This is a genomic window from Anaeromyxobacter sp. Fw109-5 (assembly GCF_000017505.1).
In the GTDB taxonomy this organism is placed as follows: domain Bacteria; phylum Myxococcota; class Myxococcia; order Myxococcales; family Anaeromyxobacteraceae; genus Anaeromyxobacter.
The window spans coordinates 3,915,519-3,940,822 of record NC_009675.1 but is presented as its reverse complement, the minus strand read 5'-3'; the positions used below and the strand labels follow the sequence as shown (position 1 = coordinate 3,940,822).

Annotated in this window: 23 protein-coding genes and 1 tRNA gene; 12 read left to right on the top strand and 12 right to left on the bottom strand. The window is 71.8% G+C overall.

Going from position 1 to position 25,304, the window contains the following annotated elements; all coding sequences use genetic code 11:
- The first annotated feature begins 21 nt into the window (after nucleotides 1–21).
- The 3 genes from gltJ (at nucleotide 22) to ANAE109_RS17265 (ending at nucleotide 3,139) form a co-directional block, all read left to right on the top strand.
- The gene (gltJ, locus tag ANAE109_RS17275) at nucleotides 22–1,737 is read left to right on the top strand and encodes an adventurous gliding motility protein GltJ (RefSeq protein WP_012098175.1); all 1,716 of its coding nucleotides are present in this window, start codon (nucleotides 22–24) and stop codon (nucleotides 1,735–1,737) included.
- A 158-nt stretch (nucleotides 1,738–1,895) separates the two neighbouring features.
- A complete protein-coding gene (locus ANAE109_RS17270; RefSeq protein WP_143828117.1) occupies nucleotides 1,896–2,948 on the top strand; it encodes a TIGR04552 family protein in 1,053 nt (350 codons plus the stop codon).
- Nucleotides 2,945–3,139 (top strand): hypothetical protein, encoded by a 195-nt coding sequence (locus tag ANAE109_RS17265; RefSeq protein ID WP_012098172.1) that lies wholly within the window; start codon nucleotides 2,945–2,947, stop codon nucleotides 3,137–3,139. The genes ANAE109_RS17270 and ANAE109_RS17265 overlap by 4 nt, the downstream gene beginning before the upstream one ends.
- A gap of 90 nt (nucleotides 3,140–3,229) precedes the next feature.
- On the opposite strand, the gene ffh is transcribed toward ANAE109_RS17265, so the two are convergent.
- Nucleotides 3,230–4,882: a signal recognition particle protein gene (gene ffh, locus ANAE109_RS17260; RefSeq protein WP_012098171.1), complete on the bottom strand. Its 1,653-nt coding sequence runs from the start codon at nucleotides 4,880–4,882 to the stop codon at nucleotides 3,230–3,232.
- A gap of 43 nt (nucleotides 4,883–4,925) precedes the next feature.
- On the opposite strand from ffh, the gene ANAE109_RS17255 reads away from it, so the two are divergent.
- Together ANAE109_RS17255 and ANAE109_RS17250 are read left to right on the top strand one after the other, a co-directional pair.
- Entirely contained in the window at nucleotides 4,926–5,384 is a 459-nt protein-coding gene (locus tag ANAE109_RS17255) for a DUF2203 domain-containing protein (protein WP_041448467.1), read from the top strand.
- A gap of 21 nt (nucleotides 5,385–5,405) precedes the next feature.
- Nucleotides 5,406–5,930 (top strand): hypothetical protein, encoded by a 525-nt coding sequence (locus ANAE109_RS17250; RefSeq protein ID WP_012098169.1) that lies wholly within the window; start codon nucleotides 5,406–5,408, stop codon nucleotides 5,928–5,930.
- A 24-nt stretch (nucleotides 5,931–5,954) separates the two neighbouring features.
- Here the strand turns inward: ANAE109_RS17250 and ANAE109_RS17245 are convergent, their stop codons facing one another.
- The 4 genes from ANAE109_RS17245 to ANAE109_RS17230 form a co-directional block, all read right to left on the bottom strand.
- A complete protein-coding gene (locus tag ANAE109_RS17245) occupies nucleotides 5,955–6,383 on the bottom strand; it encodes a response regulator (RefSeq protein ID WP_012098168.1) in 429 nt (142 codons plus the stop codon).
- A 310-nt stretch (nucleotides 6,384–6,693) separates the two neighbouring features.
- Nucleotides 6,694–7,593 carry an ATP-binding protein gene (locus ANAE109_RS17240; protein ID WP_012098167.1) on the bottom strand — a complete coding sequence of 300 codons (900 nt, stop codon included), beginning with the start codon at nucleotides 7,591–7,593 and terminating at the stop codon, nucleotides 6,694–6,696.
- Between the two features lie 135 nt (nucleotides 7,594–7,728).
- Nucleotides 7,729–8,868 carry a hypothetical protein gene (locus ANAE109_RS17235; RefSeq protein ID WP_143828010.1) on the bottom strand — a complete coding sequence of 380 codons (1,140 nt, stop codon included), beginning with the start codon at nucleotides 8,866–8,868 and terminating at the stop codon, nucleotides 7,729–7,731.
- Between the two features lie 602 nt (nucleotides 8,869–9,470).
- Nucleotides 9,471–10,343, bottom strand: a complete 873-nt coding sequence (locus tag ANAE109_RS17230) for an alpha/beta fold hydrolase (RefSeq protein ID WP_012098165.1) — start codon at nucleotides 10,341–10,343, stop codon at nucleotides 9,471–9,473.
- Nucleotides 10,344–10,674: 331 nt separating this feature from the next.
- On the opposite strand from ANAE109_RS17230, the gene ANAE109_RS17225 reads away from it, so the two are divergent.
- From ANAE109_RS17225 to ANAE109_RS17215, 3 genes are all read left to right on the top strand, one after another.
- Nucleotides 10,675–11,157, top strand: coding sequence for a helix-turn-helix domain-containing protein (locus tag ANAE109_RS17225; RefSeq protein WP_012098164.1), 483 nt, complete (start codon nucleotides 10,675–10,677; stop codon nucleotides 11,155–11,157).
- 105 nt (nucleotides 11,158–11,262) lie between these two features.
- Complete coding sequence (locus tag ANAE109_RS17220; RefSeq protein ID WP_012098163.1) at nucleotides 11,263–12,957, top strand: cyclic nucleotide-binding domain-containing thioredoxin-disulfide reductase; 1,695 nt, start codon at nucleotides 11,263–11,265, stop codon at nucleotides 12,955–12,957.
- A 38-nt stretch (nucleotides 12,958–12,995) separates the two neighbouring features.
- A complete protein-coding gene (locus ANAE109_RS17215; RefSeq protein WP_158305910.1) occupies nucleotides 12,996–14,978 on the top strand; it encodes a sigma 54-interacting transcriptional regulator in 1,983 nt (660 codons plus the stop codon).
- A 32-nt stretch (nucleotides 14,979–15,010) separates the two neighbouring features.
- Here ANAE109_RS17215 and ANAE109_RS17210 read toward each other — a convergent pair whose 3' ends face one another.
- Nucleotides 15,011–15,508 (bottom strand): nuclear transport factor 2 family protein, encoded by a 498-nt coding sequence (locus tag ANAE109_RS17210; RefSeq protein WP_200860870.1) that lies wholly within the window; start codon nucleotides 15,506–15,508, stop codon nucleotides 15,011–15,013.
- Nucleotides 15,509–15,873: 365 nt separating this feature from the next.
- Between ANAE109_RS17210 and ANAE109_RS17205 the strand changes: the two genes are divergently transcribed.
- Nucleotides 15,874–16,275: a heme-binding protein gene (locus ANAE109_RS17205; protein WP_012098160.1), complete on the top strand. Its 402-nt coding sequence runs from the start codon at nucleotides 15,874–15,876 to the stop codon at nucleotides 16,273–16,275.
- A gap of 30 nt (nucleotides 16,276–16,305) precedes the next feature.
- Nucleotides 16,306–17,109 (top strand): SDR family oxidoreductase, encoded by an 804-nt coding sequence (locus tag ANAE109_RS17200; RefSeq protein ID WP_012098159.1) that lies wholly within the window; start codon nucleotides 16,306–16,308, stop codon nucleotides 17,107–17,109.
- A 73-nt stretch (nucleotides 17,110–17,182) separates the two neighbouring features.
- Here the strand turns inward: ANAE109_RS17200 and ANAE109_RS17195 are convergent.
- The 5 genes from ANAE109_RS17195 to ANAE109_RS17175 form a co-directional block, all read right to left on the bottom strand.
- Nucleotides 17,183–17,268: transfer RNA gene (locus tag ANAE109_RS17195), tRNA-Leu, on the bottom strand.
- A gap of 98 nt (nucleotides 17,269–17,366) precedes the next feature.
- Nucleotides 17,367–18,065, bottom strand: a complete 699-nt coding sequence (locus tag ANAE109_RS17190; RefSeq protein ID WP_012098158.1) for a response regulator transcription factor — start codon at nucleotides 18,063–18,065, stop codon at nucleotides 17,367–17,369.
- On the bottom strand, nucleotides 18,062–19,729 hold the full coding sequence (locus ANAE109_RS17185; RefSeq protein WP_012098157.1) for a histidine kinase: 1,668 nt from the start codon (nucleotides 19,727–19,729) through the stop codon (nucleotides 18,062–18,064). The genes ANAE109_RS17190 and ANAE109_RS17185 overlap by 4 nt, the downstream gene beginning before the upstream one ends.
- A 137-nt stretch (nucleotides 19,730–19,866) precedes the next feature.
- Nucleotides 19,867–20,067, bottom strand: coding sequence for a hypothetical protein (locus ANAE109_RS17180; protein ID WP_012098156.1), 201 nt, complete (start codon nucleotides 20,065–20,067; stop codon nucleotides 19,867–19,869).
- A 68-nt stretch (nucleotides 20,068–20,135) separates the two neighbouring features.
- Nucleotides 20,136–21,833: an MFS transporter gene (locus tag ANAE109_RS17175; RefSeq protein WP_012098155.1), complete on the bottom strand. Its 1,698-nt coding sequence runs from the start codon at nucleotides 21,831–21,833 to the stop codon at nucleotides 20,136–20,138.
- Nucleotides 21,834–22,142: 309 nt separating this feature from the next.
- Between ANAE109_RS17175 and ANAE109_RS17170 the strand changes: the two genes are divergently transcribed.
- Nucleotides 22,143–22,886: a metallophosphoesterase gene (locus ANAE109_RS17170; protein ID WP_041448464.1), complete on the top strand. Its 744-nt coding sequence runs from the start codon at nucleotides 22,143–22,145 to the stop codon at nucleotides 22,884–22,886.
- 7 nt (nucleotides 22,887–22,893) lie between these two features.
- Nucleotides 22,894–24,291 carry a bifunctional serine/threonine-protein kinase/universal stress protein gene (locus tag ANAE109_RS17165; protein WP_012098153.1) on the top strand — a complete coding sequence of 466 codons (1,398 nt, stop codon included), beginning with the start codon at nucleotides 22,894–22,896 and terminating at the stop codon, nucleotides 24,289–24,291.
- Nucleotides 24,292–24,316: 25 nt separating this feature from the next.
- Here ANAE109_RS17165 and ANAE109_RS17160 read toward each other — a convergent pair whose 3' ends face one another.
- Nucleotides 24,317–25,303 carry a DUF3616 domain-containing protein gene (locus ANAE109_RS17160; RefSeq protein WP_012098152.1) on the bottom strand — a complete coding sequence of 329 codons (987 nt, stop codon included), beginning with the start codon at nucleotides 25,301–25,303 and terminating at the stop codon, nucleotides 24,317–24,319.
- Nucleotide 25,304 lies beyond the last annotated feature (1 nt).

Sequence of the window (25,304 nt, the reverse complement as noted above, 5' to 3'; positions counted from 1 at the left end):
AGGATCCACGCGGGTTTACCAATGAAATTCACCTGCGAGAGCTGCAGCGCGCAGTACATGATCTCGGACGAGAAGGTCGGGCCGTCCGGGGTGAAGGTCCGTTGCAAGAAGTGCGGGACCGTCATCCACGTGCGTCGTCCCGCTGAGGACGCGGCCTCCGCGCCCGCTCCGGCCCCCGCCGGAGGAGGGGGCGGGCTCGACGTCGAGCTCGGCAACGCGTTCGACAACGCCTTCGGCGACTCGCCCGCGCGAGCGGCGGCGCAGGCTCCCGCCCCCGATCTCTCCGCCACCCAGGGCATGGACGCGGAGGACGTCGCGCGCATCGCGGCAGGGTCCGCGCCGGCTGCGACCGAGTGGTACGTGGCGATCGGACAGGCCCAGGTCGGACCGCTGCCGCTCGCCGAGGTGAAGCGGAAGTGGGAGGGCGGTGAGATCGGTCCCGACTCGCTCGTGTGGCGCCCCGGGATGGCCGACTGGGGGCCGCTCTCCGCGGTCGCGGACCTCGCGGGCTATCTCTCCCCCGTGCCGCAGGCGGCCTCGCGCTCCACCGCACGCCACGCCGAGGCGCGCTCGGAGCCCGGCGCGGGGCGAGGCGGGGAGGCGGCCGCTCCGGCCGCCGACGTCTCGTGGAAGCCGGTCGCGGCCTCCGCGCTCGCCGCGCTCGCGAGCGAGGAGATGGCCGCAGGTGGCAAACCGGCCCAGCGGACGGAGCCGCGTCCGAACGGCGGCGTGAAGTCTCTCGTGGACGCGCTGCCGGAGGGCGGGGGGGTCGACCCGACCGGCGCGATCCCGCTCCCGATCAAGGTGCTCGAGTCCACCGGAGAGAAGAAGCTCGAGCGACGCTCCTCGGTGGCACGCGGCGCCGAGGAAGCCCGCCGCCGCAGCGTCTCGCGCGCGGTCCTCCTCGGCGTGACCGCCGTGGCGATCCTCGTCGCGGGCACGGCCGCGCTCGGCGTCTGGTACATGAACCGGCAGCTCGACCGCGTCGAGCGCGCGCCGGTCGCGACCGCGCCTGCCCCTGCCGCGGCGCAGCCGGCGGCGGTGCAGCAGGCGCCCACGCCCACGCCCGCGCCGGCGCCCCAGGAGGCGGTGGCTGCCGCCACCCCGCCCGCGCCCCCTGCCGCAGCCCCAGCCGAGAAGGCTCCGCCCGCTCCGGTCGCGGAGCCGGCGCCGAAGCCGGCGGCCGAGACGCCGCGCGCCGCCGAGCCGCCGCCCAGCCAGAAGCCCTCGCCCGTTCGGACCGTCCGGCGTGAGCCTCCGCGCGAGACGCGCGTCGCCAAGGCGCCGCCTGTCGCCCCGCCCGCGCCCGCGCCCGAGCCTGCCCCGCGCAAGCGCTCGGGCTCGGTCCTCGACTTCGAGTCCAACGACGCCGCCCTCGACGAGGCGCTCGGCGGCGGGTCCTCCTCGTCCGGTCGCTCGGTGTACGTCCCGCCGCGCCCCGGCGGCGAGCTGCCTGCCAAGCTCAGCTCGGCGCAGATCAACGAAGGCGTCGCCGGCCGCATCGACGGCCTGCAGCGCTGCGTGTCCGAGCAGAAGTCTCGCGACGCCGACGCCACCGGCACCCTCAAGATGCGCTGGCTCATCAACGCCGACGGCTCCGTGCGCGACGTGAAGTGCCTCACGCCCGAGTACGCCAGCGGCCAGTTCGCCCAGTGCCTCGCCGGCGTGGTGAGGACGATCAAGTTCCCGCGCTCCGCGACGAACGGCCAGGAGGTCACCTTCCCGTTCCGGTTCTAGGGACCGAGGGGTCGGGCGTGCCCACGTCCCGCCGGGTTCGCTTGACCGGCGGGCGGGTCGCTGCCACTGTCCCGCCGACCCGCAGTCGACGAGGAGAGGTGGCGTTGCACACGAAGCTCGCGCCGGCGCCCGCCGGCGGGTACCGCCCCCTCGAGCGGATGGGCGTCGCGGAGCTGGAGTCGCTGCGCGTCATCCTGCGCGGCGGCTCCGTGATCGACTGGCGGCGGCTCAACTTCCGCGATCGCGCGGAGGTCGACTCGTACCTGCGCCTCAACCAGTTCGACCACGAGGACTCCCGCGACGAGCGGCGGCTGCGCGCGATCCTGGCGCAGGCCGTCGAGTACCTCCGCTGCGTCTTCGGCTATCGCGTCGCCGAGCCCGTGGCCCAGCCGGAGGACCTGCGCGACCTGTTCCTCCTCGCCTCGGGGACCGTCGAGCCGCGGCGCTACCGGCGGATCGCGTGCGTCGTGCTCAAGGTGATGCACGTGATCCACCACCTCGAGGCGCGGGAGCTGCTCTTCCGCACGCCGCTGCGCGAGTCGGACCTCGCGCAGCGGGCGCACCGGCGCATCATGGCCGAGGCGGAGCGCATGCGGGCGGCAGGGCTGCCGGTGCTCGAGTTCGCCGGCAACTCGAAGTCGCGCGACTCGCTCGTCACGAAGCTCCTCGCCAAGAAGGAGTCGGTCGCCGCGCAAGTGTTCGATCGCGTCCGGTACCGGGTGGTGACCGAGCGCACCGACCAGATCGCGCCCGTCGTCTGGCACCTCACCCAGACGCTCTTCCCGTTCAACTACGCGGTGCCCGGCCAGACGCAGAACAACCTGGTCGGCTTCCAGGATCTGCTCGCCGCCCACCCCCGCCGCGGCCAGATCATCCCGGAGCTGCAGCTCCCCGCCGATCTGGAGCGGCGCGATCCGGTCAGGAAGCGCAACGAGTTCAGCGGCCGCGACTTCCGGGTGCTCAACTTCGTCGTCGACCTGCCGGTGCGGATCGACGAGCTCCTGCCGCCGCTCGACCCGATGGCGGACGAGCTCGGCCGCATCGTGTTCTCCCTCGTCGAGTTCCAGGTGGTGGACGCCGCGACGGCCGCGCGGAACGAGGAGGGCGACGCGTCGCACGAGCGCTACAAGCGGCGCCAGCACCAGCGCGTGCTGCGGCGGCTGTCGCGCGGGCTCGTGGTCCCGAAGAAGGGGAAGCGAGGTGGGGGATGAGGGAGACGACGAAGGAGAGCCCGGTGGACCGGGGCGAGGTGGAGCTGCCCGGACGCTGCCAGGTGTGCGGGGCGGAGGGGAAGACCATCGCGGTCCCGTCCGCGCCGCCGCCCAACGAGTTCTGCGCCCGCTGCGCCATCGAGTACGGCGAGGCGGCCGCGGCGGACGAGGACGAGGAGCTCGGTCCGTAGCCGGCGAGGAGTGCCACGCGCGGCGCGCGCCCCCCGGCGGCGGCGAACCTCACGCCGTCCGCCGGTCGGTCCACCCATGAGCCGCGCCGCCTACTTGCGGCCCTTCTTGCGCGCCTTCTTGCGCGCCTGACGCTCCGCCTTGCGCTTCTTGTTCCGGACGTCGCGGTCCTTCTTCGACTCGAGCGCGATGGGCTCGGGCGCGTAGCCCATGAGCCGCGCGCGCGCCATGGCGCCAGCGGACATCGGCGGCGTATACCCCTTGGGCAGCCCCATCTGCTGAGCCATGGCGGCGTCGGGGACGAGGCCGCCCTGGAGCGCGCGCTCCACCGCGTGCGCGTCCGCGCCGAGCACGTCCTCCATGCCCTTGCCCTGCAGCTTGCGGAGGCTCATGAGCTGCTTCACGCCGGGCAGGCGCGAGAGCAGGCCGGGGGCGGACCCCACCTGCTTCATGACCCCGCGCATCGCGTTGTACTGCTTGAGGAGGTCGCGCACCTCCTTCTCGCCGCGGCCGGAGCCGCGGGCGATCCGCTTCACGCGCCCCTCGGTGATGACGTCCGGGCGGAGCCGCTCGGCCTTCGTCATCGAGTCGACCATCGCGACGATCTTCGTCAGCGCCTGATCGTCGAACTGGAAGCCCTCCGGCAGGTCGCCGAAGAGCGGGAACTTCTCCATCAGCTCGCCGAGCGGCCCCATCTTCCGGACGAGCCGGATCTGGTTCACGAAGTCCTCGAGCGTGAAGTCGCCCGAGAGGATCTTCTGGGCCTCCGCCTCCGCGGTCTCCTCGTCGACGTGCTGCTCGAAGTCCTTGACCAGCCCGACGATGTCGCCGAACCCGAGGATGCGCGAGGCGAGCCCCTCGGGGCGAAACTCCTCGAGCCGATCGAGCGACTCGCCCATGCCGAGGAACTTGATGGGCTTGCCGGTGACCTCCTTGATGGAGAGCGCCGCGCCGCCGCGGGCGTCGCCGTCGAGCTTCGTGAGGATGAAGCCGTCGAGCGCGAGGCGCCGGTCGAACTCCGCCGCCGTCTTCACGGCGTCCTGGCCGATCATGGCGTCGGCCACGAGGAGGATGTTCTCCGGCGCGACGTGGCGCTTGATCTCCTCGAGCTCCACCATGAGCTCCTCGTCGACGGCGAGGCGGCCCGCGGTGTCGTAGATGACGACGTTCGCCTTCTCGCGGGGGGCCGCCTCGAACGCGTGGCGGCACATCTCCGGCGGCGACACGCCCGGCTCGTGGAACACCGGCACGCCCAGGCGCTCCCCGAGCACCTTCAGCTGGTCCACGGCGGCGGGCCGGTAGACGTCGGCGGCGACGAGGAGCGGCCGCTTCCCTTCCTTGAGGAGCTTGCTGGCGATCTTGCCGGCGGTGGTCGTCTTGCCCGAGCCCTGCAGCCCGACCATCATGATGCCGGTCGGCCGCCCCCGCTCCCCGTGGCGGAGCGAGGTGTCGACCGGGCCCATGAGCGCCTCGAGCTCGTCGTGGCAGATCTTGACGAAGTGGTCCTGCGGCGTGACCCGCACGACGCCCTTCTCCGTCTTGACCTTGGTGTCGACGACCTCGCCGATGGCCTTCTCGCGCACCCGCGCCACGAACCGCTTCACGACGTCGAAGGAGACGTCGGCCTCGAGCAGCGAGACGCGGATGTCGCGCAGGGCGTCGTCGACCACCTCGGGGGTGATCTCCGTCCGGCCCTTCAGCTTGTTGCGCGCTGCCTTGAACCCCTTGGATACGGTCTCGAGCATGGACTCCGGGTGCCTCCACCAGGGCCGGGCTTATAACACGGCCATGGCTGCAGATCCGTCCACGGGCGAGGGCCCCAGGTTCTTCACCGTCGAGGAAGCGAACGCGCTCGTCGCAGCGCTGGAGCTCGAGTTCGGGCGCCTCGCCAGCGTCCGGACCGAGCTGGCGCCGCTCGTGGAGTCCATCGGCGGGCCCGACGTCGCCGTCGCCATCCTCCAGGGGGAGGAGCCCCCGGAGGGCAGGGAGGCGGACGCGGCCCGGCTCGAGCGGCTCGCCGGCGAGATCACCGGGGTCATCGAGCGGGTGAACGACATGGGCTGCCTCGTGAAGGACGTCGAGATGGGGCTGGTGGACTTCTACGCGCTCGTCGACGGCGAGCCGGCGTTCCTGTGCTGGCAGTTCGGCGAGCCGGCGGTGAACCACTGGCATCCGCTCGACGGAGGGTTCGCCGCGCGCGAGGAGATCGCCGGGGTGAGCCCCAACGCCCCGGCGTACCGCAACTGAGGACGCACCCGGCGCCGCCCCGTGCCGTTCGCCTACTACGCGCGCCTCTCACCCGGGGAGCAGGCGATCTACCGGGCCAGCGACGAGGTCACGGCGATCCCGGTCCCCGCGGTGTCGTCGCTCCACCCGGAGGTGGAGGCCCTGCGCGCCGGGCTCGCGCGCGACGACGGCGAGGCCGTGGCCCGGGCGGCGTTCGCCCTCTGCGCCGGGATCTCTCGGGCGCTCGGGGCCCGGACGCCGAAGCTCGAGATCCACGCGGTGCGCCCCAGCGCGGACTGGGGCGAGCTGCACGGCCTGTACACGCCGGATCCCGACGAGCCGCCCACCATCCAGGTCTGGATGCGCACCGCCCGCCAGGCGCGCGTGGTGGCGTTCCGCACGTTCCTGCGGACGCTGCTCCACGAGCTCGTCCACCACCTGGACTTCGAGGTGCTCCGCCTCGAGTGGTCGTTCCACACCGAGGGGTTCTTCAAGCGCGAGTCGAGCCTGTTCCACCAGCTCGTGCCCGAGGCGCGGGCGACGCGAGGGCCGCCGCGCGGAGCCTGAGCGTCAGCGGCGCCGCCTCGCTCGTCAGCACCGCTGCCGCAGCGGCTCGGAGAGCTCGGCCACGGCGCAGAGGAGGTCGTCGATGCTGAAGGGCTTCGGCAGGTAGCGGTCGGGCCGGGCGTCGCCGGGAGGAGAGGCGGAGACCACCACCACCGGGATGCCCGCGAGGGCTGGGTCCGCGAGCTGCTCCTGGCGGAACTGCCACCCGCTCATCACGGGCATGAGGAGGTCGAGGAGGATGACGTGGGGGCGGGAGTGCTCGCGGAGCACGTCGAGCCCTTCCTGACCGTTCTCCGCGAGGAGCACGTCGTAGCCTTCGTAGCCGAGCGCCTCCGCGAGGGCCTCGCGGATGTCGGGGTCGTCCTCGATGACGAGGACGCAACAGGGTTCGCGCGAAGCTCGCGGGCGAGAAGTGGATGTCAAAGGGAGCACATGCACGGGAGTCAGGGCCATCTTCTGGTTTCCTCGCCACCCGTGAGCCGCCGTCACGCTTACCGTGCTGCACCGACACGGCAACGACCGCAGGAAGGCGCACCCGAGCTGGCGAGGTCGCTGAACTGCAAACGCATTGCCGCCCCTGATTCGTTCCGGGACGTGACGTGAAAGCGTGACGGACCACACATGGGACGTTGCGGAGCGACGGGCGTGCGGGCGTGCCGTACGTCAGCCGTCCGTGGACCGAGCGTCGAGGGGCGCCTGCGACTGCGATCGCCCGCTGCGTCCCGCGCACCCGGAGCGCGCCCGGCTCGCGAGGGGCCAGAAGCTACCCGATCGCCGGCTCGGCGGAGCGGAGCAGGCTCTGGCCCACCCAGTGGCTCGCGAACTGGTAGGCGATGCGGCCGCTGCGGTCGCCCTTCTGATGCGACCAGGCGACGGCCGCCTCGACGGCCTTCCGATCCCACGCCAGCTCGGCGCCCATCTTCTCGCAGAGCTTCGCGACCCACTGCCTCGCGACCGCCACGTACTCGTCCTGCGAGAAGGCGTGGAAGCCGACCCAGATGCCGAACCGGCCGGAGAGCGAGATCTTCTCCTCGACCGCCTCGCCGTGGTGGAGCTCGTTCTTCACGAGCACCGCTCCGAGGTTGTCCGTCTCGAACTCCGGGACGAGGTGGCGGCGGTTGGACGTCACGTAGATGAGGACGTTCTCGGGCGGCGCGTACACCGAGCCGTCGAGCGCGCTCTTCAGCATCTTGTAGCTCGACTCGCCGACCTCGAACGAGACGTCGTCCGAGAAGAGGATGAAGCGGTACGGCTGTCCGCTCACCTGGTCGACGATGGCGGGCAGGCTCACCAGGTCGTCCTTGTCGACCTGGATGATGCGCAGGCCGTCGGCCGCGTAGGCGCGCAGGAGCGCGCGCACGAGCGAGGACTTCCCGGTCCCGCGCGTCCCCCAGAGCAGGACGTTGTTCGCGGGATAGCCGGCGAGGAACTGGCGCGTGTTCGACTCGACGACGCGCTTCTGCTCCTCGATGCCGAGCAGGTCGGAGAGCTGGATGCCCTCCACGCTCGCCACCGGCTCGAGGTAACCGGCGAAGGAGTGGCGCCTCCAGTTCGCGGCGTGGCACCGCCGCCAGTCGATCTTCTCGACCGGCCTGGGGAGGAGCAGCTCCATCGACGTGAGGACGCGGCGCAGCTGGTCTTGGACATCGGGATCGAGCGGCATCGGGCCGACGATAGCACCGCGCGGCGCGCGCCAGATAGGCGCCGCCGCGCGGCTACGGGAGCGGAGCGCGGCGCCCCGGAAGGTGGCGCGCCGCCTCCACGTCTTCGACGAGCTCGGGTGAGCCGCTCCGTCCGGTCACCCCCGCGAACGGCGCAGGCTCCGGATCCCGAAGACGACCGAGACGAACCAGGCGAGCGCAGCGGGGCCGTTGCCGACGGGGTTGCCGCAGCCGCCTCCACCGCCGCTGCCGCTCGGCTGCGCGGCGGCCACCTCCGCGGAGACGTCGGCCGTGAGCGGCTCGTCGCAGCCGCTCGCGGCGACGCCGACCTTCGCCGCGTACGAGCCGGGCGTGGTCTCGACCACGCGCACGCCGAGCGTGGCGGACTGGCCTGCGGCGAGCGTGACCGGCCACGCCGGCGCGTCGACGAGCTCGAACGCGTCGGAGTCGAGCGACGCGCCGGTGAGGGTCAGCTCGCTCCCGCCGCCGCTGCGGGTGACGGTGACCGTCGTCGTCGTGCCGGGCTGCACCACCGCGGCCGCGGGGGAGAAGGTGAGCTCGGGCGTCCCGCCGAAGCACACGCCGCCCGCGCAGGTGCCGCCGCTCACGCACGCGCTCGCGGAGTCGCAGCTGGTGCCGTCCGCGCGGACCGCGTCGGCCGGGCACTCGGTGGACGAGCCGCTGCACGTCTCGGCCTCGTCGCAGGCGTTCGCGGCGCCGCGGCAGACCGCGCCCGCGGCGAGGAGCTGGTCCGCGGGGCACTGGGCGGAGGCGCCGCCGCTGCACGACTCTGCGGCGTCGCAGGCGCCCGCGGCCGGCCGGCACACGGTCGTGGCGGGCTCGAAGACGTTCGCCGGACACGCCGCGGTGTCCCCGTCGCAGACCTCCTCGACGTCGCAGGCGCCCGCCGACGAGCGGCAGACGTAGCCGGCGCCCTGCTTCGCGTCGGGCGGGCACGAGGAGCCGGTGCCGTTGCACAGCTCCGCCACGTCACAGCCGCCGGCGGCATCCCGGCACACGGTGCCGCTGGGCTTCTTCACGTCGGCCGGCGGACAGGCTGCGGAGGTGCCGGGACAGTGCTCCGGCTCGTCACAGGTGCCGGCGGCGGTTCGGCAGACGGCGGTCGGAGGCTTGAACGTGTCCACCGGGCACGCGGCGCTCGTTCCATTGCACGTCTCGGCGACGTCGCAGGGTCCCGCGGCGGGGCGACAGATGGTCGATGCGGCCGCGTACTCCTGAGGGCACGTGACCTGAACGCCGTCGCAGGTGTCGGCCACGTCACAGAGACCATTCTGCACGCGACACACCGTGCCCGCTGGGTCCGGAAGGTCCTCGCACAGCCCGAGCTCGTCGCAGCACCTCTGGCCGCAAAGCTGGTTCGAGCAGACCGTTCCGGGAGGAACTGCCTTGGCGCCCCCCGGTACGGCGAGGGACACCGCGAGCGCGGCGATCGACATGAGTCTCGACATCCACCAGTGGCGCATCAGCGCCCTCCAGTCCGGGTTCGGTTGGGGAGAAGCGTCGGGAAGCGAGGGTGCGACTATACGTCGCGCCGCCCCGTCTGCACAAAAAGTAAAGGTTGACCGCGCGTCCCGTGAACGAGGGGCTAGACGGACAGTGAGTTCGGGTGGGCGGGAGGCTGCGTCGGGGCGGTCCGCGAGAGGGACGTACTTCTGCCATCCCGGCCGCGCCGACACGCGCTACCGGGCAGGAGCGCGGCGTCACGCCCGACGCGGTGTGCATCCTGCGCGGCCGCGTCCGGTTCATCGGCGCAGGACCGGCGCGTCATGCCCGTCGCGACGGGCTCGATCGACGGCGCTCTCGGGGAGCCCGGCCGACGAGACGGCAGCGTACGTCCGGGCTCCCGCGCGAGCTCAGGCTAATGAGCGAGCGGCCGCGCACCACCCGAGGCCGCCGAGGCGTAGCTCGCGCCGGCCTGGATGAACGCGAGGAGGTCGGCGTTGAGCTCGTCCGCACGCGTCGTGGCGAGGCCGTGCGGTGCGCCGCGGTACACCTTCAGCGTCGCGTCCTTCACGAGCTTCGCGGACTCGAGCGCGGAGGCGCCGATGGGGACGATCTGATCGTCGTCGCCGTGCACGATCAGCGTCGGCACGTCGAACCTCTTCAGATCTTCCGTGAAGTCGGTCTCCGAGAACTGCTTGATGCAGTCCAGCTCACCCTTGATCCCCCCCAGCATCGCCTGGAACCAGAACGCATCCACCACGCCCTGGGAGAGCTCCGCGCCCTTCCTGTTGTAGCCGTAGAACGGGATCGCGAGGTCCTTGAAGTACTGCGAGCGGTTCCGGCGCGTGTGCTCGCGGATCTCGTCGAACACCGAGAGCGGCAGGCCCTTCGGGTTCGCGTCCGTCTTCAGCATCAGCGGCGGGATGGCGCCCAGCAGCACGATCTTGGCCACCCTGTCGGTGCCGTGGCGACCGACGTAGCGCGTGACCTCGCCGCCGCCCGTGGAGTGGCCGACGAGGATGACGTCGCGCAGCTCCAGCCCGTCGATGAGCTCGGCGAGGTCGTCGGCGTACGTGTCCATGTCGTTTCCGTCCCAGGTCTGGCTCGACCGGCCGTGGCTCCGACGGTCGTGAGCCACGACGCGATGGCCGCGCTCGCCCAGGAAGACCATCTGCGCGTCCCATGCGTCCGCGCAGAGCGGCCACCCGTGAGAGAACACCACCGGCTGCCCTGTGCCCCAGTCCTTGTAGAAGAGCTCGGTCCCGTCTCTCATCGTCATCGTGGTCATGGTCCTCACCTCTCCGTTCGGTGGCCGCGAGCGTCCGCGAGCAGGGCGGGCGCCGCGGAGATCGAGCTCGCGGAGGGGACTCGCCCCTCGCGCGGATCGTCCGCGCGTGCTGTAGCGGCCGGCGACGCCGCGCTCTTGTACGGGCGTGCTGCCCGATCTTCGTGCGCGCGTCCCGAATTCCGTGCGCGCATCGCGAGCGCTCGATCGGACGTGCGCGGTCCGGAGCGCGAAGCCTGTCGCTTCCGCAGGGGAAGAGCACCGTGGGAATCCCTCCGGGTGTTGACGGCGCTCGCTGCCGAGGTGACGTAGGCAGCCACTGGAGCGAGTCACCATGAACCTCGTCCGGCCCGGCGCGTGCGTCGTCGCGCCCACCACCGCGGAGAGCCGCGACGTTCACGGGGCCGGCGAGCCGTGCGAACGGGCGTTCGCGCGGGTCCGTCGCTTCGTCGAGGACCACCTCGGTGAGCACCTCTCGCTGGACGTCCTCGCGAGCGTCGCCGGGCTCAGCCGGTTCCACTTCGCCCGTCAGTTTCGCCGCAGGACGGGACAGAGCCCGATGGCGTTCGTGCAACGGTCTCGGGTGGAACGAGCGAAGGCGTTGCTCCGAGCCGGCACGGCGAGCGTGGGAGAGGTGGCTGCAGCGCTCGGGTTCGCCGACCACAGCCACTTCACGCGAACGTTCCGCAGGCTCGTCGGGACGTCTCCGCGCCGCTTCGCGAGCTGGCGTGGCCCGGGCCAAACGTTCGCTCACGCCCTCCGAGAGTCGACCTCCGTCGCCGACCCGCTGGCCGAGGGCCGAGGCGGCGAGCCGTGAGCCCTGCCGAAGGAGGTACGTGGGCCTCGGGGTCCCGGCGCGTTTCCCGCTGCACGCGCCGCGTCGGCCGCTCTAGGTTCTCGTGAACGCACCGCCGGAGTCCCGATGGCTTCGACACACTCTCTCTTCGAGACGCGCTACGAGCAGATCCTCCCGAAGCTCCTCCCCGCGGAGATCGAGCGGCTGCGGCGCTTCGGCGAGGTGCGGACGTTCCCCGCCGGCGAACAGCTGGTCGTGAGCGGCCGGGTCAGCGCGGGCCTGTTCGTGATCCTGAAGGGAGAGGTCGCGGTCACCCACCACAGCGAGCTCGGCGGGGACGAGCCGGTCGCCACGCACGAACCGGGCTCCTTCATGGGCGAGCTCGCGCAGCTGTCCGGCCGTCCCTCGCTGGTCGACGCGCACGCGACGAGGCCCGTGGAAGCGCTCGTCATCCCGTCGCGCAGGCTGCGCGACGTGCTCGTGGCGGAGGCCGAGGTCGGGGAGCGCATCATGCGCGCGCTCATCCTGCGGCGCGTGAACCTGCTGCAGACCGGCTCGACCGGCCCCGTGATCGTCGGGCGGGCGGCTCATCCCGACGTCCTGCGGCTCGCTGGGTTTCTCTCGCGCAGCGGGCACCCTCACCAGCGGCTCGACCCGGACACGGACACGTGCGCGCAGACGCTGATCGAGCGCTTCCACGTGCACCCCTCGGAGCTGCCGATCGTGCTGTGCGCGAACGGGCGGATGCTCCGGAATCCGACGGAGGTCGAGCTCGCGGCCTGCCTCGGCCTCGTTCAGCCGATCGATCCCGCGAAGGTGTACGACGTCGCGATCGTCGGCGCCGGACCGGCGGGGCTCGCTGCCGCGGTCTACGGCGCCTCGGAGGGGTTGTCGGTCATCGTCCTCGATTGCCGGGCGTTCGGCGGTCAGGCGGGGGCGTCGTCGCGGATCGAGAACTACCTGGGGTTCCCGACCGGCATCACCGGGATGGCTCTCATGGCCCGCGCCTACAACCAGGCGCAGAAGTTCGGAGCGGACATGGCCATCCCGGACGAAGTCTTGCGCCTCCACCGCGCCGACGCGGGCGACGTCGCCAGCTCCGAGCTCCTCCTCGCGAATGGCGAGCGGGTCAGGACGCGCGCAGTGGTGATCGCGAGCGGGGCCAAGTATCGGCGCCTCCAGGTCGAGAACCTCGCGGCGTACGAGGGGGCAGGGGTTCACTACTGGGCGTCGCCGCTCGAGGCGAAGCTCTGCTCGGGCCAGGAGGTGGTGCTGGTCGGCGCCGGCAACTCCGCGGGCCAGGCGGCGGTGTTCCTGGCGAGCCACGCCGCGAAGGTGCTGGTCCTCGCGCGCGGCAGGAGCCTCGACGCCAGCATGTCCCGCTACCTCGTCGATCGCCTCGCGGGGCTGCCCAATGTCGAGGTCCTGCTCCAGACCGAGGTCGTGGCGCTCGAGGGCGAGGGCGGCGTCCTCGAGGCCATCCGCTCGCGGCACGTGCCGTCCGGCGTGGAGACGCGCCGGCCGGTCCGTCACCTGTTCCTGTGCATCGGCGCGGACCCGAAGACGTCGTGGCTGTCCGGCACCGGCGTCGCGCTCGATTCCCGAGGGTTCGTGAGGACGGGCGCGGCCGCCGCGCCGGGCCGCCTGCCGCTCGAGACGAGCCGGGAAGGTGTGTTCGCGATCGGCGACGTGCGGTCGGGATCGACGAAGCGCGTCGCGGCCGCGGTCGGCGAGGGCGCCCAGGTGATCGCGGAGGTCCACTCGTTCCTGGGGGGCGAGCGAGCCCGCCGCGGCGTAGAGGCCGGCGCCGCCCGGCCATGACTGAAGTAGCTACCCGGTATGACGAGCGCGGCATCACCATGGACACCCCTCCCTCTCTACGGACGCCCGGGCAGCAGGCGATGACGGACGAGGGCTGGCACCAGCTCTTCGAGCACTCGGCCATCGGGGTGACGCTCGCCGATCTCGAAGGGCACCTCGTCCACGTGAACCGCGCCTACTGCGCGATGCTCGGCTACACGGAGGTCGAGCTCGAGGGGCACTCGTACGTCTCCCATGCACACCCGGATGATCGCGCGCGCCACCTGATTCTCGTTCGCGAGCTGCTCGCCGATGCCCGCGCCCATTTCCAGGTCGAGGAGCGGTACGTCCGCAAGGGCGGCTCGGTGATGTGGGTCAGCAACAGCGTGTCGCTGGTGCCGCCCCGGGGCGGCTCGCGCCGGATCCTCATCCTCGGGCTCGTCGAGGACATCACCGAGCGCATGCGCCTCCGTGACGAGCTGGACGCCGAGCGGAACCGGCTACGCCTTCTGCTCGACGTCAACGAGCTCCTGGTCGCGCACCTCGACCTTCGGGAGATGTTCCAGGCGCTCGCGTCGAGCCTGCGGAGGGTCACGGATTGCCACTTCATCGGTCTCGCCCTGCCCGACGCCGCGACGGGCGAGCTGCGGCAGCACATCGTCGACCATCCGGACGGGAAGGGTGCCATCACCGAGGGCATGGTGCTGCCTCTTCACGGCTCCGCCTCCGGCAAGGCGTTTCGCACGGGCGCGCCCGTCTTGTTGAACGACCCGGAGGCGAACCGCCAGGACCCGGACCTGTATGGCACTCCCGAGGGAGCGCGGTTCTATCGGACCGTGCTCGAGGAAGGAGTTCCTTCGGGATACGTCCTGCCGCTCGTTCACCGTGGCGAGGTGCTGGGCGTCCTCCAGCTCAAGAAGTACGCGGACGCTCGATTCAAGGAACGAGAGATCGAGTTCATGTCCAAGGTGGCGGGCCAGCTCTCGATCGCGGTGGCGAACGCCCTCGAGTACCGCGAGGTCAAGGAGTCGAAGGAGCGGCTGGACAGGGAGCGGGTCTACCTGAAGGAGGAGATCCGGTCTGCGCACGACTTCGAGGAGATCATCGGGGTGAGCCGCACGCTGAAGCAGGTGCTCGGCCAGATCGACACGGTCGCGGTCACGGACTCGACCGTCCTCATCCTGGGGGAGACCGGCACGGGCAAGGAGCTGATCGCGCGCGCCATTCACAACCGCAGCCGGCGGCGTGACCGTCCATTCGTGAAGGTCAACTGCTCCGCGATCCCCACCGGGCTCCTCGAGAGCGAGCTCTTCGGCCACGAGCGCGGCGCCTTCACCGGGGCCACCGCGCCCAGGATCGGACGCTTCGAGGCGGCCGACCAGGGGACGCTGTTCCTCGACGAGATCGGGGACCTCCCCGTGGACCTGCAGCCCAAGCTGCTCCGGGTCCTCCAGGAGCGCGAGTTCGAGCGGTTGGGCGCCAGCCGCACGCGACGGGTCGACGTCCGGGTCGTCGCGGCGACGAACCGGGGACTCGCCACGATGGTCGGGGAGGGCAGGTTCCGGGAGGATCTGTACTACCGGCTGAATGTCTTCCCCATCACGCTTCCACCGCTGCGGGAGCGCGCCGGGGACATCCCGCTCCTCGTGCGGCACTTCGTCGGCGTCTACGCCCGGCGGATGGGCAAGCAGATCGACCACATCCCCGACGCGTCCATGCGCGCGCTGGTCGGCTATCACTGGCCGGGCAACGTACGCGAGCTGCAGAACGTGATCGAGCGGGCGGTGATCCTCACCCCCGGTGCGGTCCTCGAGCTGGCGCTCGCCGAAAGGGCCGCCGGCGCCCGGGAAGATCGACCGGACGCCGCGGCACCCAACGGCCACCGCACGCTGCAGGAGGTGGAGCGTGAGCACATCCTGGGCGCGCTCCAGGAGGCCAAGTGGGTGATCGGCGGCCCGAACGGCGCGGCCGCGCGTCTCGGCCTACGGCGCACCTCGCTCATGTACCGGATGGAGAAGCTGGGCATCGCTCGACCGACGTGAGGGGCCGGCCGGCGTCGCCGCTCGCCGGCGGCTCACGGCTTCGCAGGCACGCGCGTCCAGAGCTCGTCGAACACCTTCGTATCGAAGAACGCGACGACCTCGACGGCCTTTCCATCTCTCATCCGGAAGTACCAGGTGTACGTGTTGCGATAGGGCTGACCGTCCTTCGCGGAGGCGGAACCGTCGAACAGGATGATGACCATCTCGCCGTCGGCGTAGAGGCCCCGGACCGTCGGGACGAGCGGCCTCTCGAGGCGGGCGTTGAACGGGCCGATCACCTCATCGAGGAATTCCTGCCGGCCGCGGTAGGTCTTCGAGAGCGGCGAGGACCCTACGATGGTCCACTCCGCCTCGGGCGCCAGCAGCTCGAATGGACCACCGGCGCCGTTTTTCCAGCGATCGAAGCTCGCCTGAACCAGCGATCTGTTCTTGGCCTCGAGAGCAGAAGTTCCAGCCATCGCGGTGCCTCCGAAGAGGATTGCGAGAGAGAGCAAGAATCGACGGTTCATGACGGCGCAGAGCGCTTGCATCGCTCATGCCCCTCAACGCACAGCCGGGCGACCGACGCGGTGCTCGGCGAACGGATTCGTCTCCGCGCCGATTCGTCTGGATGGGCTCGGCGCCGCACGCGGGCGAAGTGACGGCCCGCCGACACCGCGTCGAAAGGTTCCGTCACCGGATCGGGCGCCCGATGCTCGCGCCGCCGTTCTCCTCGCGTTTCAGTCCCCGGAGATCGCGCGCTCGAGCGCGCGCGGCGTTCGGCGCAGGTTGGAACGCCAGTTGCGTCAGCCGAGGGCGGGTGTGACGTCGCGCGCGGCGTCCTTCCCGCAGCCGCGCTCGCCAGCGCGCGGTGCGAGGTCCTCGCGCAGGATCACGCTACGGAACCGGAGGGAACATGATCACAGCACGAACGGCACAACACGTGCTCGCCGTCGCCGCCGATCGGGCGGCGACCGTCGGCGTACCCGTCAACATCGCCGTCCTCGACGCCGGTGCGCATCTCAAGGCCTTCATCCGGATGGACGGCGCGGTGCTCGGATCGATCGACGTCGCCATGAGGAAGGCACGCACGGCGGTGCTGTTCGAGACGACGAGCGAAGCCGTCTGGGACTACTGCAAACCCGGCGCGCCGGCGCACGCGCTGGAGCTCACCAACGGAGGCCTCGCCCCCTTCGCGGGCGGTATCCCGCTCAAGGGGCCGAACGGCGAGACCCTCGGCGCCGTCGGCATATCGGGCGGGACGGTGTCGCAGGATCTCGAGATCGCCCAGGCCGCGGTCGAAGCGTTCGACCCCTGAAGCTCCCACGCGACGGAAAGGAGATACCTCATGGCCAAGACGATCCTCATCACTGGCGCGGGCTCCGGCTTCGGCGAGGCCGCCGCGATCGGCCTCGCGAGGAAGGGACACACCGTCATCGCCACGGCGCAGATCTCGCCCCAGGTCGCGGCGCTGCGGCGCAAGGCGACCGAGCTCGACCTCGGCCGACTGCGGGTCGAGAAGCTCGATCTGCTCGATCACTACGACGTCGCACGTGCCCAGACCTGGGACGTGGATGTGCTGTGGAACAATGCCGGGCTCGGCGAGAGCGGCCCGGTGTCGGAGATCCCTCTCGAGCTCGTCCGCCGCAACTACGAGGTCAACGTCTTCAAGCCGCTCGAGCTGACGCAAGGCTTCATCAAGAAGTGGGTCGCGGCCAGGAAGCCGGGCAAGATCGTGTTCACCTCCTCGATGGGCGGGTTGTTCACGCCGGCTGGGTGGGGCGTCTACGTCTCGACCAAGCATGCGCTGGAGTCGATCGCCGAGGCGCTGCAGCAGGAGCTGACGCCGTTCGGCATCAAGGTGCAGACGATCAATCCAGGCGCCTATCTCACGGGGTACAACGAGACCATGGCCGACACGGCGTTCCGCTGGCTCGACGACGCCAAGAACTTCACCAAGCGGGACGCGCTGCGCGCCACCTTCGATGCGTTGCTCGGGCAGCCGGAGGGACACCTCGACCCGCAGGAGATGATCGACCGCATGGTCGACATCGTGCCGGCCGACACCGGCAAGTTCCGCAACGTGTGCCCGCAGTCCGTCGAGGACATGCTGAAGAAGTCGCAGGCCGACGCCTGGAACAACACGATCTGACCGCGCGCCGCCCTCGCCAGGACGCGCCCGGGCCTCGCGGCCTGGGCGCTCGCACCTGCGAGGAAGCACCGAGTAGGGCCGCCCGGGATCGAACCGGGACGCCGCTTCCGCGGCAGCGGATTTTAAGTCCGCCGCGTCTGCCAGTTCCGCCACGGCCCCGTACGCGTCTGCTGCATTCTCGCCGGACTCGTCCGGTGAACGACAGGAATCGACGCGGCAGGGCGTGTCGGTGGCCAGCGAGCCGTCGTCCGGCCGAGTCAGCGCCGATGCGGCACCAGCCCGTGCTCGTACGCCCAGACGAGCAGCTCGAGCCGCCCGGAGACGCCCACCTTGTCGAAGATCAGCGTGAGGTGGTTCCGGACCGTCTTCTCGGTGATGCCGAGCCGGCGCGCGGCCTCCTCGTTGCGGAGGCCCTCGCCGATGAGCGCCACGATCTCGCGCTCGCGCGGGGTGAGCGCCGAGAGCGCCGGCGTCGCGGCCGTGGGGGTGGGCGCCGCGCGGGGGCCACCGGCGCGATCTCGAACGCCGGCCGTCGAGGACAGCACCCGCGGATCGAACCACAGCCCGCCCGAGGCGACCGTGCGGATCGCCTCGAGCAGCACGTCGGCAGGGGCGTCCTTGAGGACCAGCCCGCGAGCGCCGGCGCGGAGCGCGTCCTCGTCTCGCGCGCGATCCCGCAGCGCGGTGAGGATGAGCACCCTGGCGCCCGGCGCGGCCGCGCGGATGCGGGGGAGTGCCTCCAGGCCGTCCTCGTCGCCGAGATCCAGGTCGAGGAGCACGACGTCCGGCGAGCGCTCCGGGAGCAGCGGCAGCGCCCCGGTCGCGTTGCCGGCGGCGCCGACGACGTGCACTCCTCCCGACTGCTCGAGGAGCATCCTGAGCCCCTCGCGCACCACGGGATGATCGTCGATCAGGAACAGGGTCGTCGGCGTCGTCGCGTCCTCGCGCGCGATCATAGCGGGATCTCCACCTCCACCGCCGTCTTACCGGGCGCGGGGTGCTCGATCCGGAGCGTGCCCCCGAGGGCCTCCGCCCGCTCCGCGAGGGAGCGGGGCACGAACCCTTCGCGGGCCGCCTCCGGGGTGCCGTCGTTCGTGACCGTCAGCCGCAGCCGCTCGCCGGCGCAGGCGATCCTGATCTCGGCGCGGGTCGCCGAGGTGTGACGGCGGACGTTCGAGAGCGCCTCCGCGACCATCTGGAACACCTCCGCGGCGAGGCGGTCGCCGCCGAGCGGCAGGCCCTCGGCGACCACGTCGACGTGGATGCCGGTGGCGGCGGAGAACCGGCCGCAGAAGCGATGCACCGCCGCGTCGAGGACGCTCCCGTTCGCGCGCCCGTCCGCCGCGCGCAGCTCGCGCACGTAGCCGCGCAGCGTCTGGATCTCCGCGTCGGCCACCTCCACGAGCCGGGCGACGTGGCCGCCCGCCTCCTCCGTCCGCCCGCCCTCGAACGCCTTCCGGGCCGCGGCGAGCCCGAGGCGCAGCCCCAGGTACGGCTGGATCACCGAGTCGTGGAGGTCGCGCGCGATGCGGCGCCGCTCCTCCTCCGCCGCCTCGGAGGCGAGCCGGTCGACGAGGCGCACGTTGTCCAGCATGGGGACGACCTGGTCCACCACCTGGCGCAGGAACTCGAGATCCCCGCGGTCGTGCCCGAACGAGCCGCGGTGGGCGACGTAGAGCCGGCCGCGGGCGTTCGCGTGATAGCGGAAGGGGACGGACAGGAGGGTGCCCGCGTCCAGGGCGGTCACGAGCGCGCGCGCGACCTCGAGATCCCCGCGCGAGTGGAGGCCCGTCGAGAGCTCCACGAGCTCGAAGTCGAGGGCGTCCCGCCCTCCCAGGCGCGGACGCACGAGCAGGGCCAGCTCCTCGGGGACGGCGAGCAGCTCGTCGGCGAGCTCCTGCGGGAGCGCCACGCGCTTCCCGCTGGGCACCCCGTCCCGCGCCGCGGCCCACATCCAGCGCCGGCCGCTGTGCTCCTCGGCGACGACGACGCGGCACGACTCCGCGTCGTAGAAGGCGCGGATCGCCTCGAGGACGTGGGCGACGGTGCGGTCGATGCCGAAGCGCGGGTTCGACAGCGCGGTCACCTCGCGCAGGAGGGCCAGGCGCGCCCGCGAGCGGACCTCCCGGCCGCCCCACACCGCCGTGAGGTACCCGAGCACGAGCAGGTACAGCGGGCGGACGACGAACGAGCGGAGCTCGAGCCCCGGCGCCTGGGGGGCGGTGAGCGCGCCGATGGCGGCGAAGCTGACCGCCGAGGCCAGCGTCACGGCGATGCCGGAGCGGAACCCCCGCCAGAACGAGGCACAGAGGATCGCGAACAGGTAGAGGGGATAGAAGATGCTGCTCGTCGCCTGGCTGACCGCGACGAGCAGGCTCACCCACGCCAGGTCGATCCAGGGGGCGGCGGCGCTCGAGACCGGGCGGCCTCGGCGCGCGCTCGCGTAGCCGAGCGCCGCGTAGGTCACGAAGAGCGCCAGCACTGCCTGCGCGAACGGGCGGCGGGAGGGGTGCTCGCTGGGATCGCCGAGGTAGATGATGAGCGCGCCGATGGCGACGATCACGCGCAGCGCGCTCGTGAGGAGCTCCTGGCGCTCGGGCGGGGCGGTCGGCGGCGGCATCACGGTGGAGGTGAAGCGACCCGTGTCCCCGCGAGCGCGGGGAGACGGGCCCGGAGTCCGCGATCGGAGTCGCGGTGTGCCGCGCCCACGAGCCCCGGGGCGCGGCGCAGATCTCGCAGCGCGAGGCTCGTCGCGGCCTACCTGTTCACGAGCTTCGCGAGCAGCCAGACGACCACGCCCATCCCGGCGAGGCCGCCCACCATCAGCAGGAAGTGCGTCCCGCTGAGCTGCATCTCGCCCATCGAGGACGTGCCGAAGTCGCCGCCGGCATGGGCGACGGACGCGGCGGAGAGGAGCGCGCCGGCGAGGGTCGCGCGTGCTGCGGTGAGCTTGTTCATTGCAGCTCCTGGGGGGTGATCCGAGGCGCCCGCGCGCCGAGCGGCGCGCGGGCTCGCTCGGGAAGGCGTCAGTGATGCTCGAGGTTGCGCTTGTGGGTCTCCGGCATGAAGAGCGACCCGATGACGAAGGTCATGACCGCGATGACGATCGGGTACCAGAGGCCGTAGTAGATGTCGCCCGTGGCGGCCACCATGGCGAAGGCGATGGTGGGGAGGAACCCGCCGAACCAGCCGTTGCCGATGTGGTACGGCAGCGACATCGAGGTGTAGCGGATGCGGGCGGGGAACATCTCGACGAGCCACGCGGCCATCGGCGCGTACACCATGGTCACGTACAGCGCGAGGATGAAGAGCAGGAGCACGACCATCGGGTAGTTCACCTGGCTCATGTCCGCCTTGGCCGGGTAGCCGGCGGCCTTCACCGCCTCGCCCATGACCTTGTCGAACTCGGCCATCTTCGCCTTGAACTCGTCCGCCGGGAGCTGGTTCCCGGGGAAGCTCGCGATCACGGTCTGGCCGATCTTCACGCTCGCGACGGCGCCGGCGGGCGCGGCCTCGTTGCCATACGGGATCGCCTTGCGGGCGAGCCAGCTCTTCGCGAGGTCGCACGAGCTCGTGAACTTGCGCTTGCCGATGGGGTCGAACTGGAAGCTACAGTCCGCCTCGTTCGCCACGACCGTCACCGGGTTCGACGCCTGCGCCGCGAAGATGGCCGGGTTCGCGTACTTCGTGAGCGCCTTGAAGATGGGGAAGTAGGTCAGCGCGGCGATGAGGCAGCCCGCCATGATGATCTTCTTGCGTCCGATCCGGTCGGAGAGCGAGCCGAAGACGATGAAGAACGGGGTCGCGAGGATGAGCGAGCCCGCGACGAGCATGTTCGCGATCTGCGGGTCGAGCTTGAGCGCCTGGAGCAGGAAGAACAGCTCGTAGAACATGCCCGTGTACCAGACCACCGCCTGGCCGGCGACGCCGCCGAACAGCACGAGCAGCACGATCTTGAGGTTGCCCCAGCGCAGGAACGACTCGGTGAGCGGCGCCTTGGAGGCCTTGCCCTCCTCCTTCATGCGCTTGAACACCGGGGACTCGTTGAGCTGCATGCGGATGTAGACGGAGACGGCGAGCAGCACGATCGAGAGCAGGAACGGGATGCGCCAGCCCCACACGTCGAACGCGGGGCCGAGCGCGAGGCGGCACCCGAGGATGACGAGCAGCGAGAGGAACAGGCCGACCGTCGCGGTCGTCTGGATCCAGCTCGTGAACGCGCCGCGCTTCCCGTCCGGCGCGTGCTCGGCGACGTACGTCGCCGCGCCGCCGTACTCTCCGCCGAGCGCGAGGCCCTGCAGCATGCGCATGGCGATGAGGATGATGGGCGCGAGGATGCCGATCGTCGCGTAGGAGGGCAGCATGCCGACGATCGCCGTCGAGCCGCCCATGATGAGGATGGTGACGAGGAAGGTGTACTTGCGGCCGATGAGATCGCCGAGGCGGCCGAAGACGATCGCGCCGAACGGCCGCACCGCGAAGCCGGCGGCGAAGGCGAGCAGGGCGAAGATGAAGGCGCTCGTCTCGTTCAGCGCGCCGAAGAACTGCTTGCTGATGATCGCGGCGAGCGAGCCGTACAGGTAGAAGTCGTACCACTCGAACACCGTGCCGAGGGACGACGCCAGGATGACCTTCTTCTCTTCCTTGGTGATACCCGCCCGAGCCGGAGGGGTGGGGTGGGGTTGTGTGCGCTGCTGCACAGCGGGCGAAGCAGGGGGGGCCATTCCGTTCTCCTCGCGAGCTCAGGGATGGCGGCTTATTGCCGCAGCATCCAGGACAAAAGTCCTAGCATCCGGGACGCGAAACTCGCAATAGTTGCGCGCAAGGACGCGCAAGGATTGCGGACGGACGAGGTCGACTACGCGGATGCAACGGCGGTCAGGCGAGCAGATGCGGTCTAAAAGTCAGACAAGTTCGATAGTTGCGGCTCAATTTGGAGTCCGCTGGCGGACCGCCGGCGGGCGCGCGCAGCCGCCGCGCAACGAGGTCGCAAATCCGGCGCCAGTCTTCCCGGATGGGGCGGACGGTTGCGAATGAAGCTCGCGCTCCTCGCCGACGTGCACGCGAACCTCGAGGCGCTCACCGCCTGCCTCGACGATGCGCAGGCGCGCGGCGCGGAGGCGTTCGCGTTCCTCGGCGACCTCGTCGGCTACGGCGCCGATCCGGGCGCCGTGGTCGACCTCGCGGCGGCGTACGCGGAGCGCGGCGCGATCGCCGTGCGCGGCAATCACGACGAGGCGGTCCTCGACGAGCGCAGGGGCGGGATGAACGTCGACGCGGAGGAGGCGATCCGCTGGACGCGCACGCGCCTCGGGGATCGTCACCGGCAGTTCCTGGCGAGCCTGCCGCTCGTCGCGCGACTCGGCGACGCGCTGTTCGTGCACGGCAGCGCCGCCCGGCCGGAGGAGTACGAGTACGTGTACGACGCGGCGCGCGCGGCGGAGAGCCTCGCCGCCGCGGGCGCCACGTACGTGTTCTCCGGCCACGTCCACGAGCCCGCCCTCTACTACGCAGGGGGCTCGGCGTGGGCGGGCGCGTTCCGGCCGGCGCCGGGCGTGCCGGTGCGCGTGCCATCGCACCGGCGCTGGCTCGCCATCCCCGGGGCCGTGGGACAGCCGCGCGACGGCTATCGGGCGGCCTGCTACGCCATCGCCGAGCTCGACCGCGCGTTGCTCACGTTCTTCCGCGTGCCGTACGATTGGACCGCCGCGGTCGCGAAGGTCCGCGCGGCCGGGCTCCCGCCGTCCCTCGCCCGGCGCCTCGAGAACGGAGAGTAAAACACCGGTGCCCAGCGCGATGCGAGCCGGCGAGGTCGTCGACGGGTGGCGGGTGGAGGAGCGCGTCCATTCCGGCGGCATGGCCGTCATCTACCGCGTCTCCGGAGGAGACGCCGGCGTCCCGCTCGTGATGAAGGTCCCCCGCCTCGGGCACGGCGAGCCCTCGACCAGCGTCATCTCCTACGAGGTCGAGCAGGCCGTGCTCGCCGCGCTCGGCGGGCCGCACGTCCCGCGGCTCGTCGCGACCGGCGAGCTCGGCAATCCGTATCTCGTCATGGAGCTCGTGGAGGGGACGCCGATCGCGGAGCTCGCCGCGAAGGCGCCGCTCGAGCCCGCCGAGGTGGCGCGGGTCGGCGCTGCCCTCGCGACGGCGGTGCACGCCATCCACCGGCAGGAGGTCATCCACCTCGACCTCAAGCCCTCGAACGTCATCCTCCGGCCCGGCGGCGAGGCGGTGCTGGTGGACTTCGGGCTCGCGCACCACGCCCACCACCCGGACCTGCTCGCGGAGGAGTCCCAGGAGCCGGCCGGCTCCGTCCCCTACGTCTCGCCCGAGCAGCTCCTCGGCGTGCGCTGGGACCCGCGCAGCGACGTGTTCTCGATGGGCGCCATCCTGTACGAGCTGGCGGTCGGGCGGCTCCCGTTCGGCGCCCCCACCTCCCGCGCCGGGCTGCGCAAGCGGCTCTACCGCGACCCCATCCCGCCGCGCGCGCTCGCCCCCGCCGTCCCGGAGTGGCTGCAGGAGGTGATCCTGCGCTGCCTCGAGCCTTCACCGGCGGATCGCTACGCGTCCGCCGCGCAGGTGGCGTTCGATCTCGTCCACCCGCAGCAGGTCGTGGTCACGGAGCGCGGACGACGCCTGGCGCGCGCGGGCGCCCTGACGGTGTTCCGGCGCTGGCTCCGCGCGGCGGGGTTCGAGCCCGCGCCGATTGCGCGGCCGACCGCTCACCTCTCCCGCGCCCCCATCGTGCTGGTCGCGATCGCCACCACGCGCGCGTCGGAGGGCGCGTTCGACTCGCTGCGCGAGGGGGTACGGCACCTCGTCGCCGCCGAGCCGGACGCGCGCCTGGCCTGCGTGACGGTGGTGAAGCGCACGCCGGAGCTGGGCGGGTCCGACGAGGAGACCGCGGCCCGGACGCGCCTTCAGCACACGGTGCTGCTGCGCGACTGGGCCGAGCCGCTGCGGCTGCCGGCCGGGCGCGTGTCGCTGCACGTCCTCGAGTCGAACGACCCCGCCGAGGCCATCCTCCAGTACGCCCGCGTGAACCAGGTCGACCACATCGTGATCGGCGCCCCGCCGCGCAACGTGCCGGCCCTCGCCCTGCCCGGCACCGTATCGGTGAAGGTCGCGATGGAGGCGGGCTGCACCGTGACGCTGGTGCGGCCGCGGGCGGCGCGCGCGTGAGGGGAGCCCCCGCCGAGCTTCGACCTCAAGGCGCCCCCGAGAGCCGCACCCAGGCTCCCCGAAACCGCTTCCGGGCCGGGTCCTTCAGCTTCTTGCAGGGGACGCCGTCGATGGGGCGGGTGCCGTCGTCGCTGAGGAGGAGGATCTCGTCCCGGTTCTCGAAGGTCGCGAACGCCTCGGGGTTGAGGCCGGCGAGATCCACGGGGTCGGCGACGGGCCCGTCGTGGGGCGCACCGCTCCAGGTGAAGAGCCGGGAGGGGTCGCCCTCGCCCGTGGCGCCCGCGACGATCACGTAGCGGCCGCGCCAGGACGAGAGCGAGCGGATGCCGCGGCCCCCGAGATCGAGCTGAACGGGCGCGCCGAGCCGCGCCCGCTCGCCGCGGACGAGGGCGGGGACGTTCTCGATCGGGATGACGAGCGCGCCACCCGGCGGCACCGGGCTCCGCAGCCCCACGAGCACGGTGCGCCCGTCGAGCGCGGCCGTCATGCCCTCCAGGTTCAGTCCACCCGGCGCCTTGGGCGGTCGCGCGGCCGCCTCGGCGAGGCCGAACCGGGCGAGCGCGGGCGCGGCGAGGAGATCGTCCAGGAGCGTGCGGTAGGGACGGCCCTCCACCACGATCTGACCGTCCGCGCGCGTGCGCGTCGCGAAGAGCAGGAAGCGCGCCCCCTGCCGCCGAGCCTTCGAGTCGAGCCCGTGCGACGTCAGCCACAGCCCGAGGTCCCCGAGCCCCGTCGCTGCCTCCAAGTCCGTCTCCGGGTAGCGCCGCTTGCCGCGCTCCAGCTCGAGCGCGGCCGAGAGCTCCCAGCTCGCCAGGGGCGCTCCGCCCCGGTTGGCGTCGTACAGGCGGAGGACGTTGTCCTCGTCGTCGCCGACGACGACCAGCCCGCCCCCGCGCACCACCGCCCCCGACGCATCGCAGGCACCGTGGAACTCGACCACGCGAGGACGGCCGGGCTCCGCGCCGACCGGCAGGGACGCGAGGATCCCGAGGGCAAGCCAGAGCGACGGCATG